Source organism: Martelella sp. FLE1502 (genome assembly GCF_053484255.1).
Window position 1 is genome coordinate 41815 of record NZ_JBAKFQ010000024.1, and the last position, 13076, is coordinate 54890.

Sequence of the window (13076 nt, forward strand, 5' to 3'; positions counted from 1 at the left end):
CAGTCAGAGAACCGAAAACCGTGGAGGTCGAATTGGAGCCGGACTATATCATCATCGGCGCGGGTGCGGCAGGATGCGTCCTGGCCGACCGGTTGTCGGCGGATTCAAAATCGACCGTCCTCGTGCTCGAGGCCGGCGGAACGGATCGCCGGGCAATGTCAAGGATACCGGCCGGCTTCTACTACCTCCTGCGCGACCCGAGCGTCGACTGGGGCTATCAGACGGCGCCGGAGCCGGGGCTGGACGGGCGCAGGCTGCCCTATCCGCGCGGCAAGATCCTGGGCGGATCCGGCACCATCAACGGTCTCTGGCAATCGCGCGGCCTGCCTTCGGACTATGACAGGTGGGCCGAGATTGCGGGGCCGGACTGGTCATACGCGGCGATGCTGCCGTATTTCCGCATGTCCGAAGCCTTTTCCGGCGGCGATCCAAGCCGGGGCACGGATGGTCCGATCACGGTCGAGACCTCCGAGGTGCACAGCCTCACAGCCCGGTTCTTCGAGGCAGGCCGGAATCTTCAACTCCCCTTCATCGAAGACTACAACGCAACGCCTGGCAGCGGTTTGGCGCGGATCCAGCAGACGAGACGCGGACGGTTCCGCGAAACCGCGGCGACGGGTTATCTGCACCGCGCGCGCAAACGCGCAAACGTCCGGCTGCAGAAACAGGTCCTTGTCACGCGGCTTCTGTTCGAGGGCCTGCGGGTCAGCGGCGTCGAGCTCCGCAAGGCGGACGGCACGCTGGAAACGGTGCGCGCCCTGCGCGAGGTGATCCTTTCGGCCGGCGCGATCAATTCCCCGCACCTACTGCACAGGTCCGGCATCGGGCCCGCAGACGCGCTTGCGAGCGCGGGGATCGCGCCGCGCGTCGACCGGCGCGATGTGGGGGCGAACCTGCATGATCACTACAATGTCCGGGTCATCGCCCGGATCGAGAAGGGGGCCAGCCTGAACCGCGAGGCCCGGTTTCCGCGCGTCGCCGCGCATGCGCTCAGATATCTTCTTACGGGGCGGGGGATTCTCACCTATTCGGCCGCCAACGGGACCGGCTTCGTCAAGAGCACGCCGGCGGAAGCCGAACCCGATCTGCAATTCGTCTTCACGCCGGCGAGCTATTCGCCCGAGGGCGGCGGGCGGCTTGACAGATTTGCCGGGATCACCTGCAGCACCTGGCTGATGCGGCCGAAAAGCCGCGGCCGGCTCACGACCGTCTGCGCCGATCCCGATATCCCGCCGCAGTTCCATCTCGGTTTCATGACCGACCCGGACGATACCGCACGGCTGCTTGCGGGGATGCGATGGAACCGTCGCCTGCTGGAGAGCGCCTTCGGCGCGAACGCCACCGAAGTGCGTCCCGGCGCGGACTGCACCGATGACGCGGGACTGGTCGACTACATGAAGCGGACGGGCGCCACCGTCTTCCACCCGGTCGGCAGTTGCCGCATGGGCCGCGACCAGCATGCGGTTGTCAACCCGAGGCTCCGCGTGAACGGCGTGGCGGGGCTGAGGGTCGTGGATGCATCGGTCATGCCGACCGTCCCGTCTTCGAACACCCATGCGCCGGTTGTCGCGATTGCCGAAAAGGCCGCCGAGATGATCCTCGCCGATCGCGACGCCGGCGCCCCTTCATCAGACACAGTCGCAATAGAAAAAGAGGTTTCAAATGGATGACGTCGCAGATCAGGCGCTCAGGGGAATTCGGGTGCTGGATCTTACCCAGTTCGAGGCCGGGACATCGGTGACCCAGGCCATGGGATGGATGGGCGCCGAGATTCTCAAGATCGAAAATCCGAAGGGCGGCGAGCAGGGCCGTTACGCCTCGGCGGACAAGCCCGGCATGGATTCCTACTATTTCCTCGTTCTCAACGCCAACAAGAAAAGCGTCACCATCAACCTCAAGTCCGAACGGGGCAAGGAGCTCCTGCGCGACCTGATCGGCAAGTGTGACGTGATGATCGAAAACTTCACGCCCGGTTTCATGGAAAAGCTCGGCTTCGGCTGGGAGGCCGTGCATGAGATGAACCCGCGCATCGTCTACGGCCGCATCAAGGGATTTGCCAGCGGCAGCCCCTATGAGAGCTACAAAGCCTTCGACATGATCGCCCAGGCCACCGGCGGCATCATGGCGATCACCGGCGATCGCGACGGACGGCCGATCAAGCCGGGTCCGACCATGGGCGATACCGGCGCCGGGCTGCACCTGACCATCGGTATCCTCGCGGCGCTGTTGCAGCGCCAGAGGACGGGCAAGGGGCAGCTCGTTTCCGTCGCCATGCAGGATGCCATGGTCAATTTCTGCCGCGTCGCCTTCGCCGCCCAGGCGCGTGACGGCAAGGCACCGCTGCGCGCCGGCAACCAGATGCTGCTCGGAACCACCGCTCCCAGCGACGCCTATCCCTGCAAGGGCGGCGGGCCGAACGACTATTGCTATGTCTATTCGAACCGCGCGAACAATTTGCAATGGGAAGCGCTTTTGCGGGTGATCGGCCGGACCGATCTGGCGGAAGATCCTCGTTTTGCATCACCCCAGGCCCGCGCCGACAATCACGAGGCGGTGGACGAGCTCGTGCGCAACTGGATCAAGGACTACGACAAGCACGAGGCGATGCGCATCCTGGCCGGCGCCGGCGTACCCGCGGGAGCGGTGCTGGACACCGAGGAGCTGGAACAGGACCAGTCGATGCATGATCGCGGCGTGTTCGTCAGCTTCGAGCACGAGACGCGGGGCCGGGTCACGATTCCCGGCTGGCCGGTCCTGATGTCGTCGTCTGCGAACGTATCCACGCCCGCGCCGAAGCTCGGCAATTACACCAGCGAGGCGCTCTCGCAAATTCTGGGGCTGGGCGAGAGCGACATCGCCGATCTGCGCAGCCAGGGCATCATCTGAAACGAATGGACAAGACAATGACGACCAACGGCGGACTATTGGTTGCGGAAGCGCTGGAACGCTTCGGCATCGATACCTTTTTCTATATCATGGGTGCCCCGATGCTGCAGGCCGAGGCAGACGCGCTGCGCCGCGGCCTTCGCGGCATTGACGTGCGTCACGAACAGGCGGCGGTGATGATGGGGCAGGCCTATTGCCGGCTGACCGGCAAGGTGGCCGCCTGCATGACCGCGTCCGGGCCGGGCACGACCAACCTCACCACCGGCGCCGCCCATGCCAAGGCCGACTGCGTTCCGGTTCTGCTGCTCGGCGGCTCCGCCCCGCGCGATCAATCCGGCCACGGCGTATTCCAGGAAGATGTCGACCAGCTCGATATGATGCGCCCCTGCGTCAAATGGGCCGAGCGCGTCACCGAGCCGCACCGTGTTCCCGAACTCATCGCCCGCGCGCTGCAGATCGCAACCAGCGGCAAGCCGGGACCGGTCTATCTCGATCTGCCCGCCGACATGCTGTCCAAGGATGTCGAGCCCGACCAGGTTATATGGCCCAGGGACAACCCGACCGAGCGGCCCCGCCCCGCGCTGTCAAAGGCGGATGTCGAGCGCATTGTCGATCTGATCGGCGCGGCCGAGCGTCCGATCATTCTCACCGGCGGCGGCGCGCTCTGGTCCGGCGCCGGCGAGGTTCTGACATCCTTCGTCGAAACCGGAGGCATTCCCTTCTTCACCACGCCGCAGGGTCGCGGCATCGTTCCCGACGACCACCCGATGTGCCACCTCGCCGCCCGCGCCACCGCCTTTCGCGAGGCGGATCTGGTGCTCGTGCTCGGCACCCGCATGAATTATGTGTCCGGCCATGTGGCGGCGCCGCGGTTCCACAAGGACGTCAAGGTCGTCCGCATCGATATCGACGGCGAAGAGATTGCGATGAGCCGCGGGCTCTCGGTTGGCGCGATCGCCGATCTCAGGACCGCCCTGGAACAGCTCGCCCCGCGCATTGAGGGCATGAGCGACCGGTTCGCTGCCTGGCGCACGCATCTTGCCGAGGTCAACGCCGAGAAGACGGCCAAGTCCGAGGCGGCGCTCGCCAATAACGGCATTCCGATTCATCCGCTTCGCCTCTGCCGCGAAGTCCGCGATTTCATGACCCACGACACCATCCTCTGCGTCGACGGTCAGGAAATCCTCAATTACGGCCGCCAGTCGATTCCGACGTTCAAGCCCGCGCACCGGATGAATTCGGGCACCTATGGCACCATGGGCGTCGGCCTGCCGTTCGGGGTTGGCGCCAAGGCGGCCATGCCGGACAGCGAAGTCATCGTGCTGCACGGCGACGGGTCCTTCGGCTTCAACGCGATGGAGCTGGACACGGCCGTCCGTCACAAGCTGCCGGTTCTGGTGGTGATCAGCCTCAATGGCGGCTGGACCGGCGATCCCGAGCGCGAGAAACCGGGCCGGGACCTTGGCTACACCCGCTACGACAAGATGGCCGAGGCGCTTGGATGCCACGGCGAATATGTCGAGACGCCGGACGATATCCGGCCGGCGCTCGAACGCGCCCGCGCCGCCGTGGCGGAAGGCCGTCCGGCCGTCGTCAACGTGCTGACCGACTGGAAGGCCCGCGCCACCACGGTGGCATTCACCCGCTACTCAACCTGATTGAAAGCTTGTTAAGGGAGGAGACCCAGCATGAAGATCAGACTTTCAAGAACCGGCATCACGATCGCTGCCGGACTGTTGACAGGAATGGCACTGACCGCCGGCGCGCTGGCGCAGGAGGTGACCCTGAAACTGTCCTACAACCAGCCGGAAACCTCGGCATCCTGGCAGCAGGTCTACGAGGTCTATGCCGAGGATCTGGAAACGCTCAGCGACAACCGGATCAAGGTCGAGCGCTACCCGAACTCGGTGCTGCATTCGGTCGGCGACGGGTTCAAGGCGCTGGTGTCCGGCATTACCGACATCACCGCCGCCTATCCGGTCTATACGGCGTCGAGCTTCAACCTGATCCATGCCAACGAGTTGCCGCACGCGCTACCGGATGACGACTATGCCGCGGTCCGGCTGGTCAGCGAGCTCTACCCGGATTACTACCGCGACGAATACGAGCGGATGGGCGTTTATCTGGCGTTTGCGGGGGTCAATGGCAGCTATGACATCATGACCAAGACGCCGGTCAATTCTCTTGACGATCTCAAGGGCCTGAAGCTGCGCGCCGCCGGCGGCACGCTGACCAAGGTGGCCGAGAAGCTGGGGGCCGTCCCCGTCAACATCACGATCGCCGATGCCTACTCGGCGTTCCAGCAGGGGGTCGTCGACGGCATCTTCCTGTCCTCCGGCGACATGGTCGCCTATAATCTTGATGACATCGGAACCCATGTCTATCGCACAGGCATCGCACGGGTCTTCGTCCCGACAGCCATGCGCCAGCAGATGTACGACGCGCTTCCCGATGATCTCAAGGCCGTGGTGGCGGAGGCCGGACGGAACGCGGCTATCAACATGGCGACGATGTATCATGATCTGAACGAGGCGGGCCTGGCGAAAATGCAGGAAGAGGGCATCGTCATCACGCAGCCGAGCGAGGCCGACATGGCCAAAATGGATGAACTGCTGGCCTCGATGTATGACGATTTCATCGCCGCGAATGCATCCCTCTCCGATCCCTCCGCCGAGGAAGTCATTGCCGCCCTCAAGGAAGGCAAGGAAAAGTTCGAAGGGATGACCAGCGAAGAGGTCATCGCCTACGACAATGAAAACCCCATCGACGGACTGTTCCACTAAAAAGCCGCTCGGTCAGCTTGCGCGAGGCTGACCGAGCTTGCTTTCCCCTCAGGCGCCCGTCATCACGTCAGTTATACGACGCGGTGCGTGCGTCAGAACGAGGCTATCCGGTGTCGGAAGTCTCTCAACGGCTCGGCGTAAGCCGGCATTCGCTCTATGCATGGAAGAAGAAGTTTGCCGGTTCGACGCCCAAGCCAGCGCCCGATCCGAGGAAATCAAGCGACTTCGGCGCTTTCATTGCCCGAGGCGTCGGTGGCCGTCGCCGTCAGGTTGTGCGTGCCCTCGGCCAGCGCCGCGGTCAGCTCGATCGAATAGTGGCCATTCGACCCGACCGTGCCCTGACCCACGACATTGTCTTTTTCGTCATAGAGGGTGATCAGCGAACCCGGCTCGCCGGTGCCCTTGATCTTCGGCTTGGTGTCATTGGTATCGCCGGTAATGGCATTGCCGTCGTCATCCTTGATCGCGCCGATCAGCGGCGCATCCGGCGGCGTGGTGTCGGACGAGCTGTTACTCTGACTGTCGGAGCTCGGATTATAGTTGACAACGACTTCGTCGCTCTTCTCGCCGGTGTCCGGGTTTTCGGCATAGGCGTGGATACCGCCTTCCGGCTGGGGATCGCCGACCTCGACATCGGCCTTGCCGTCCTCGTCGAGCGTGACGTCGCCTTCCGTGCCATCGGGTAGGGTGTAATGGACGTTGGAGCCCGGCGTGCCCTTGAGGCGAGGCGTCCGTATTGCCCTGGGCAACATAGGCCGCCTTTGCGTCCTTCAGCCATGCGGTAATCAGCTCCCTGTTTTCCTAGGACAGAAAACTTGCTGCGAACATTTCGGAGAAGATGTCCATGCTCATACCGGCCTGCACGACCGTGCTGTCGTCGAGCATCATATCCAATGCCTTGTCACCCAGCACCTCGCCCGGCGTATCGGTCATCCATGCTTCTATCGAGACGCCCTTACCCGCAGGGACCGTGCCGCGAAGATTGGAGAAAACGGATACTCTAAAAGGCATTCGAGGTGACAAAACCAGTCTGGATATACAGAAAGCCGCCTCAAGAATATTAAAACGCAATTCTCCCTATCCGACTGATCGGTGTAAGCAGGATTTTTTCGGCGGCCCCCATCCCGTGGAAGGAGGTGAATAATACCCACCGATGCTGCGCACATCGTCACAGTGCCACCTATTCCCGATGCGGATAATGTCAAACTGCCGCGTGCTCCAGCTCTGCCGGAAGGGTAAAACACCGCCACTGCACGCATGTCACCGGCAAGGCCGCAGCAGAAACATGCGGTTGGTGCCATGACCTGAACTTTCGTTCCAAACCATCTGCCGAAGCGGGCGCGTGCCATATGGCTTGTGCTTGTTCTCGTTCCCGCCGGGTTGCGGAAACTATGCCGAAAGCGCTTTATAACGAAGTGAAGGGTCCAGACGGATCAGCGGAGATACGCTCCATTGAAACCCCTTTGTTGTTCGGCCCGTCAGACCCGAGATCGATGATTGACCCGCCGATTTGCCGAAGACGCACGAAGTAGGCACCTGCGTCCAGGAGCTGGTAGGGAAAATAAAGGCCCGGCTGTGTCGGCGCCTGTCCGCCCAGCCCGGTCAGGTTTTCAAGAACCATCGCCACTCCCAGACCGGTCAGCGGCATCTGTCCACCGGGGTGCACAACGGCAAATCGAATGGCCAGGGGCTGTCCCTCCGGGTCCGTGCCGGAAAGTTCGATCAGGATCTCGGCAGAGAGCGAATTACCCGCACGACGGCTGGAACTGACGCCGATCGCCAGGTCAAACCGGACATTCGGCGCGCCCGTCTCCATGGACAGTCCGAGGAGATCGTTCGGCGAAAGGGCGGATGCCTCCATCTCCGTCCCGTCCACGGCCCGGAACCGCGCGGCCGTGGCGTCACCGGTCCGCCAGGCAAAGCCCCCCTCGCGACGCTCCAGAGCCGCCGCCATCACCTGGGTCTGGCGCTCAAGGTCCGCCTCGGCGGCCGGACCGAACGCATCTTCCTCGTCAAGCAGGGCGCCGATGCGGATATTTTCGACATGCCCGAAGGATTTCGCGGCCGCCAGTGCCGGCACGCTGGTTGCGCCGACCAGCCATTCCGTCCCGAGGACGACCGCTGCGGCATCAGGGCGGTGGATGTAAGCTGCAACCTCAGGGCCCAGCTCGATTATGCCCGGGGAGATATTCACGTAAGGCACGCCCCGATCCTGCGCAAAACGAAGGCCCGCGATCCGCTGGTCGGTGAACAGGACCGCGACGGCGCCAACCGGGCGATCGCCTAGGCCAAGATCGTCGGCTGACAAATCGACGGCGATGCCTTCCGCATTTCCGATTTCGTCGGCGACGCGCTGCGCCTTGCCGAGATCGCGCCCACCGATCAGCAGTGGCGCATCCGGGTGCTGGTCTCTCAGATACCGGGCGGCGTGCTGCCCGACGATACCAGAGCCTCCCACCAGAAGAATTGGGTTGATCGCCATTGTCCTGACCTCCTTGTTGCATTACCTACTATTCGTAGGGTATACGTAACCTACTTTTAGTAGGTTTCAAGAGGGGCGTATGACGGACAGGCAGATCAGGCAGAAAACTGACGGGCGAAACGTGTCCGCGAGGCTTTCCAAGGCGGAGCGCCGCCACCAGCTGTTGACCACGGCCCGGGCGATTATCAGGGAGGAAGGCACGGACCGGCTCAGTCTCGGCCACCTTGCCGAACGTGCCGGCGTGTCGAAGCCGGTTGCCTACGATCACTTCGGCGATCGATCCGGCCTGCTGATCGCGCTCTACAGGTGGATCGACACGGAGCGGATGGAGACGTTCCGCAATGGCCTTGTCAGCCGGAACCCCGCCACTGCGGACGCGGTTGAAGAGCTTGCCACCGCCTATATTGGCTGCGCCACCGACACTTCTGGCGATTTCCATGCGGTTGGCGCCGCGCTTGCGGGCAGCGATGAAAAGGCTGATGTGTTGCAGGAGCTTCTGGACCAGGCCGTCGATATGTTCGTCGCCGTTCTCGCAGCACAAAGCAATCTGGACCCCTCGGAACTCGAACGGCGGTGCATCGGGCTCATCGGCGCGGGCGAGGCGCTCTCGACGGCCGTCCTCCGTGGAAGGCTCAGCAAGGCTGATGCTACTGGAGCGTTCTCAACAATGATCGCACGTTGCATCTAGGGTTTAACAGGTTCAGAGCGCCGCTCGCTGTGTCGAGCATGAACGGCGGCGTCGGACGGAACCCCCTCACCATAACCTTGCGGTCAAGAACGGTGCTTCTGGCATCGTCATCTGACCGCTCGATGAAGAAGACCGATGGAAGGAAAGATCATGAAGGCTGCATATTACGATGTTCCGGGCGGGCCGGAGGTCCTGCGCTACGCGGACGTCGAAGCGCCGGCCTGTCCCGAGGATGGCGTACTCCTGAAGGTGGAGGCGATCTCGATCGAAGGCGGCGATCTCATCAATCGGGCGACGGCCGCGCCTGAGGCAGCAGGCCACGTTCCGGGCTATGCCGCCGCGGGCGAGATCGTCGCGGTTGGCGCGAAGGTTCGCGATCGCTTTGTCGGGCAGAAGGTGACGTCGTTCGACATGGGCGGCTCCCATGCCGAATTGCGCGCCGTGAAGGCCTCGCGGACATGGGTGGTGCCGGACGGTCTGGACATGGCGGCTGCGGCGGCGCTTCCCATCTCCTTCGGAACCGCCCATCACAGCCTTTTCGCACGGGGAAAGCTGGCCGAGGGCGAGACCGTTCTCGTGCAGGGCGGAGCGGGCAGCGTCGGGGTCGCGGCAATCCAGCTGGCCCATCGCGCCGGCGCGAAGGTGCTGGCGACCGTATCGGGCGCGGATCGCGCGGCGCGACTGCGGGCCTATGGGCTGGACGCGGCGGTCGACCACCGCACCGAGGATGTGACCGCCGCCGTCATGCGGCTGACCGACGGCCGCGGCGTGGATCTGGTCGTCGATCCCGTCGGCTCCACGCTCGCGGGATCGCTTGCCGCATTGCGGCCCGAGGGCCGTCTGGTGTTCGTCGGCAATGCCGGGCGCGCGGCGCTCGAGCTCGACCTCTGGCCCGCCCTGCAGGCCAATCAGACGCTTATGGGCGTGTTCATGGGCAGCCAGTTCGAAAAACCCGAAGTCCACCGGACAGTCGACGCCATGTTGCAACGGGCCGCTTCCGGCGAGTTGGAAGTGCCCATCGACCGGCGGTTTGCGCTAAGAGAGGCCGCGGCGGCGCATGCCTATGCCGAGGAAAATTCCATTCTGGGCCGGGTCATGCTTACCCCTTAACCCGCCGGTTTCGAAGCCGCCGCCCGGGCGTGGGCCCGGGAGGCGACGTTTTTTGCAGAGCGTTTCGCAATTCCGCAGCAGCGGATCAGGACATCGACTGACGCGTCCATTGAACCAATCGAGACTGGTTTCAGCTTTGATCCGAGAAGGTGAACGGCGATGACGTGCAACGGGTACCTTCAGGGCGCCGTTATGCAGAATGTCCCAGGTGGTTCCGCCACTTTGCTCGGCTCTTCGACAAACATCTTCGCTCTCACGCTTTGGTTTGGGTTCTGCCCGGAACGGCGCCCGGCTTCGCCTATCGCCGGTCTGAAAAGCGCGCCAGTGAAAACGGCGCCATTGCTTCAGGAATTGCGCCTTCCGCGAGCCAGCCGGCGCTTTCATAGGCGTGGAGCGCGGCAAGCGATACGCCGCTGTGGCAGGTGATCAGGAAGGCGCCGGGGACGACTTCCTCGTAGGCGGGCGCCGCGTCGGGCGTGATGATGCGCAGCGCCGACCAGCTTCGCACGATCCGGACATTTTCGAGGAATGGGAAGAAGAACATCGAATCGGCGGCGATCCTCGTGGTGACGTCGAAGGTGGTGCCGAGGTCGTACCCTGCCTCTTCCTCCCAGCTTCCGCCGATCATCAGCGTGCCGTCGCCAGTGCCCCGGACCTGCTCGATCGCATAGTCGAGCTTCATCGGCACCCGCTCGGTGACCAGCACCTGGCCGCGCACGGGCTCGAGCGGGATATTGACGCCCAGCATGTCGCCGAGATCGGCATTGCCGAGGCCGGCGGCCAGCGCAATGCGCCCGGCGACAACCTCGCCGCGCGCGGTTTTCAGCACGAATTTTTCGCCCCGCCGGGTGATGTCGAGCACGCCGCTGTTGGCGAGCGCACGGCCGCCGCGCTTCTGATAGGCGCGGTGGAATGCCTGGAGCAGCCGCAACGGATTGGCCTGACCGTCATAGCGCGAATAGCTGGCGCCCGGCACATCCGGGCCGATCTCGGGGACCAACCGTCGCAGCCCGGCATTGTCGACAATATCGTAGTCGTAACCACCTTCATGGCGCGACTGGATGGTCGCCAGATTGGCCGCGCGCGCTGCAAGCTCCTCGGGCGTGCGGCAGAGGTACAGCCCGCCATTCTGCACCAGTTCGACATCGATGCCGGTTTCCGCCAGAAGCTGGTCGGAAAGCGCCGGCCAGCGCGAGACCGCATGCATTGCCCAGTTGCTGTAGGCCGGAAGGCCCAACCCCTTGGCCTGCACCCAGACGAGGCCGAAATTGCCGCGACTGGCGCGGATCGCATCGTCGCCCTCGTCCAGCACGACATTGTCGACGCCGCGCAGAGAGAGGCCGTAGCCGAGCGCGATGCCGACCAGCCCGCCGCCGATCACCGCGACGTCCGTTTCAAGCTGCATGATGGGCCTCGTCCTGATTGTCTTTGTCGCGGCTTTTTGCCATCTCGCCGATCGTTACCGGCTTCAGCGGGAAGCGCACGTGATAGGCGCCCACATCGGCAGGGGAAGTGTGGCGTTCCTGCGCGATCAGGCCGGTGACGATCGACCCGCAGACGCGGCCCTGGCATGGCCCCATGCCGGCGCGGGTAAAGGCCTTGGCCTGGGCAGGGCCGGCAGCGCCATCGCGCACCGCCTGCCGCATGGTCCCGGCGCTCACGGCCTCGCAGCGGCACACAAGCGTCGCGTCCGAAAGCGGGGCAGCAGCAATGCGCGGCGGATAGAGCGTATCAAGGAAAGGTCGGAAGGCACGCTCGCGTTTCATCACGGGATGTGCCGCAGTGATGGTGGCGCGGCCGGCGTCATCGAGCATGCCGGCCCGTTCCAGGATCCGGCCGACGGCGATTTCGACGGAGGCGGGCGCGGCGATCGCGCCGTTGATGGTCGCGCCATCGCCGACGACAAAGACGCCGGCAAGGCTGGTTTCGCCGAAGCGATCGACGTCCGGACGCAGACAGTTCTGCCCGGCGTCCCAGACGTGTGCGCAGTTCAACGCGCGTGAAAGCTGGGTATTGGGTATGACCCCTTCATGGGTCAGCAACGTGTCGACAGGTAAATCATGGCTGTTGCCGTTCGCGGCGAAGGCCACCGCCTCGACCCGCTCCTTACCGAGCGCGCGCAGCGCCGAGACATCGCGGTAAACTTTTATGCCGGCCGCCCGGATGGCGCGTTGCATGGCGAGGCCTTTGGCGAGCTTTGCGCGGTTGGCAAACAGCGCCGGCAGATGCTGAGCGGCAACGGCCGCCGGGTTTTTCCTGGGCGCCGTATCGAGGATCGCGGAAATCTTCACGCCGAGATCGAGCAACTGGTTTGCGAACAGAAGCAGCAGCGGGCCGTTGCCGGCAAGCACGATTTTACCGTTGGGCGCGATGGCCGAGGATTTCAGCAGAAGCTGCGCCGCGCCGACGCCCATCACGCCCGGCAGGGTCCAGCCTTCAAAGGCGACGGGACGTTCCATCGCGCCGGTCGCGAGGATCAGGTTTTTGTAGGTAACGCGACGCGAGACGCCGCCGCTGATGAAGCTTGCGAAGCCGCCATTGTCGCCGTGATCCACCCGCCACAGAGTGGCGCCGAAATGGGCATCGACATCCGCCTTGCGGAAGCGGTCGATCAGGCTGGAGCCAGCCGCATAGTCGGGTCCCAGCCCACCCTTCAGCGGGCCATCCTCAAGCCCCCGGTAGATCTGGCCGCCCGCGCTCGGGCGCTCATCGATCAGGGTGACGGACAGTCCGTGACGGGCGGCCATGCTGGCGGCCGCCATGCCGGCGGGACCGCCGCCGATGATGCAGAGATCACGCGTCATGCTTCGCCCCTTTCCCGCAGGGGCCGCACGTCGCGCTGGCGGCGGATGCGCATGCCGGGCTCGACAGTGCGCAGGCAGCCTTGCTGGTTGGCCACGCCATCGATCTCGATCAGGCATTCGAAGCAGATGCCCATCATGCAATAGGGTTCGCGCGCCGCGCCCGAGACCGGGTTTCGCCGATAGGGGCCATCGTCCGCGAGCATCACTGCGGCGGCGACGGTATCGCCCTTGCGACAGGTCACCGACCGGCCGTCGATTTCCACGGTTACCGTCGCGCGCCGATCGGCGACATTGATCTTGCTGAACACAGCATTCCTTTCCCG

At 64.2% G+C, this 13076-nt stretch carries 12 protein-coding genes and 1 pseudogene; 7 read left to right on the plus strand and 6 right to left on the minus strand.

Annotation, left to right across the window (positions count from 1 at the left end):
• The first annotated feature begins 20 nt into the window (after positions 1 to 20).
• The 5 genes and pseudogenes from V6767_RS17740 to V6767_RS17760 form a co-directional block, all read left to right on the plus strand.
• On the plus strand, positions 21 to 1670 hold the full coding sequence (locus tag V6767_RS17740) for a GMC family oxidoreductase (protein WP_448474665.1): 1650 nt from the start codon (positions 21 to 23) through the stop codon (positions 1668 to 1670).
• Complete coding sequence (locus V6767_RS17745) at positions 1663 to 2886, plus strand: CoA transferase (RefSeq protein ID WP_448474666.1); 1224 nt, start codon at positions 1663 to 1665, stop codon at positions 2884 to 2886. Before V6767_RS17740 ends, V6767_RS17745 begins: the two co-directional genes overlap by 8 nt.
• 17 nt (positions 2887 to 2903) lie before the next feature.
• Positions 2904 to 4544, plus strand: coding sequence for a thiamine pyrophosphate-binding protein (locus V6767_RS17750; RefSeq protein WP_448474667.1), 1641 nt, complete (start codon positions 2904 to 2906; stop codon positions 4542 to 4544).
• Positions 4545 to 4574: 30 nt separating this feature from the next.
• Positions 4575 to 5669: a TRAP transporter substrate-binding protein gene (locus tag V6767_RS17755; protein WP_448474668.1), complete on the plus strand. Its 1095-nt coding sequence runs from the start codon at positions 4575 to 4577 to the stop codon at positions 5667 to 5669.
• A 17-nt stretch (positions 5670 to 5686) separates the two neighbouring features.
• Positions 5687 to 5869, plus strand: a pseudogene (locus tag V6767_RS17760) (transposase); the annotation flags it as partial.
• Between the two features lie 15 nt (positions 5870 to 5884).
• Here V6767_RS17760 and V6767_RS17765 read toward each other — a convergent pair.
• From V6767_RS17765 to V6767_RS17775, 3 genes are all read right to left on the minus strand, one after another.
• Complete coding sequence (locus V6767_RS17765) at positions 5885 to 6418, minus strand: Ig-like domain-containing protein (protein ID WP_448474669.1); 534 nt, start codon at positions 6416 to 6418, stop codon at positions 5885 to 5887.
• A gap of 52 nt (positions 6419 to 6470) precedes the next feature.
• Entirely contained in the window at positions 6471 to 6602 is a 132-nt protein-coding gene (locus tag V6767_RS17770) for a hypothetical protein (protein ID WP_448474670.1), read from the minus strand.
• A gap of 472 nt (positions 6603 to 7074) precedes the next feature.
• Positions 7075 to 8151 carry an NAD(P)-dependent oxidoreductase gene (locus tag V6767_RS17775; RefSeq protein ID WP_448474671.1) on the minus strand — a complete coding sequence of 359 codons (1077 nt, stop codon included), beginning with the start codon at positions 8149 to 8151 and terminating at the stop codon, positions 7075 to 7077.
• A 79-nt stretch (positions 8152 to 8230) separates the two neighbouring features.
• Between V6767_RS17775 and V6767_RS17780 the strand changes: the two genes are divergently transcribed.
• Positions 8231 to 8839, plus strand: a complete 609-nt coding sequence (locus tag V6767_RS17780) for a TetR/AcrR family transcriptional regulator (protein ID WP_448474672.1) — start codon at positions 8231 to 8233, stop codon at positions 8837 to 8839.
• A gap of 150 nt (positions 8840 to 8989) precedes the next feature.
• Positions 8990 to 9949 carry a quinone oxidoreductase family protein gene (locus V6767_RS17785; RefSeq protein ID WP_448474673.1) on the plus strand — a complete coding sequence of 320 codons (960 nt, stop codon included), beginning with the start codon at positions 8990 to 8992 and terminating at the stop codon, positions 9947 to 9949.
• Between the two features lie 298 nt (positions 9950 to 10247).
• Here V6767_RS17785 and V6767_RS17790 read toward each other — a convergent pair whose 3' ends face one another.
• From V6767_RS17790 to V6767_RS17800, 3 genes are read right to left on the minus strand one after another with little or no spacing between them, the layout of a single operon-like run.
• Positions 10248 to 11354 carry an NAD(P)/FAD-dependent oxidoreductase gene (locus V6767_RS17790; RefSeq protein WP_448474674.1) on the minus strand — a complete coding sequence of 369 codons (1107 nt, stop codon included), beginning with the start codon at positions 11352 to 11354 and terminating at the stop codon, positions 10248 to 10250.
• Positions 11344 to 12753, minus strand: a complete 1410-nt coding sequence (locus V6767_RS17795) for an FAD-dependent oxidoreductase (protein ID WP_448474675.1) — start codon at positions 12751 to 12753, stop codon at positions 11344 to 11346. Before V6767_RS17795 ends, V6767_RS17790 begins: the two co-directional genes overlap by 11 nt.
• A complete protein-coding gene (locus V6767_RS17800; RefSeq protein WP_448474676.1) occupies positions 12750 to 13061 on the minus strand; it encodes a (2Fe-2S)-binding protein in 312 nt (103 codons plus the stop codon). The genes V6767_RS17795 and V6767_RS17800 overlap by 4 nt, the downstream gene beginning before the upstream one ends.
• Positions 13062 to 13076: the final 15 nt, after the last annotated feature.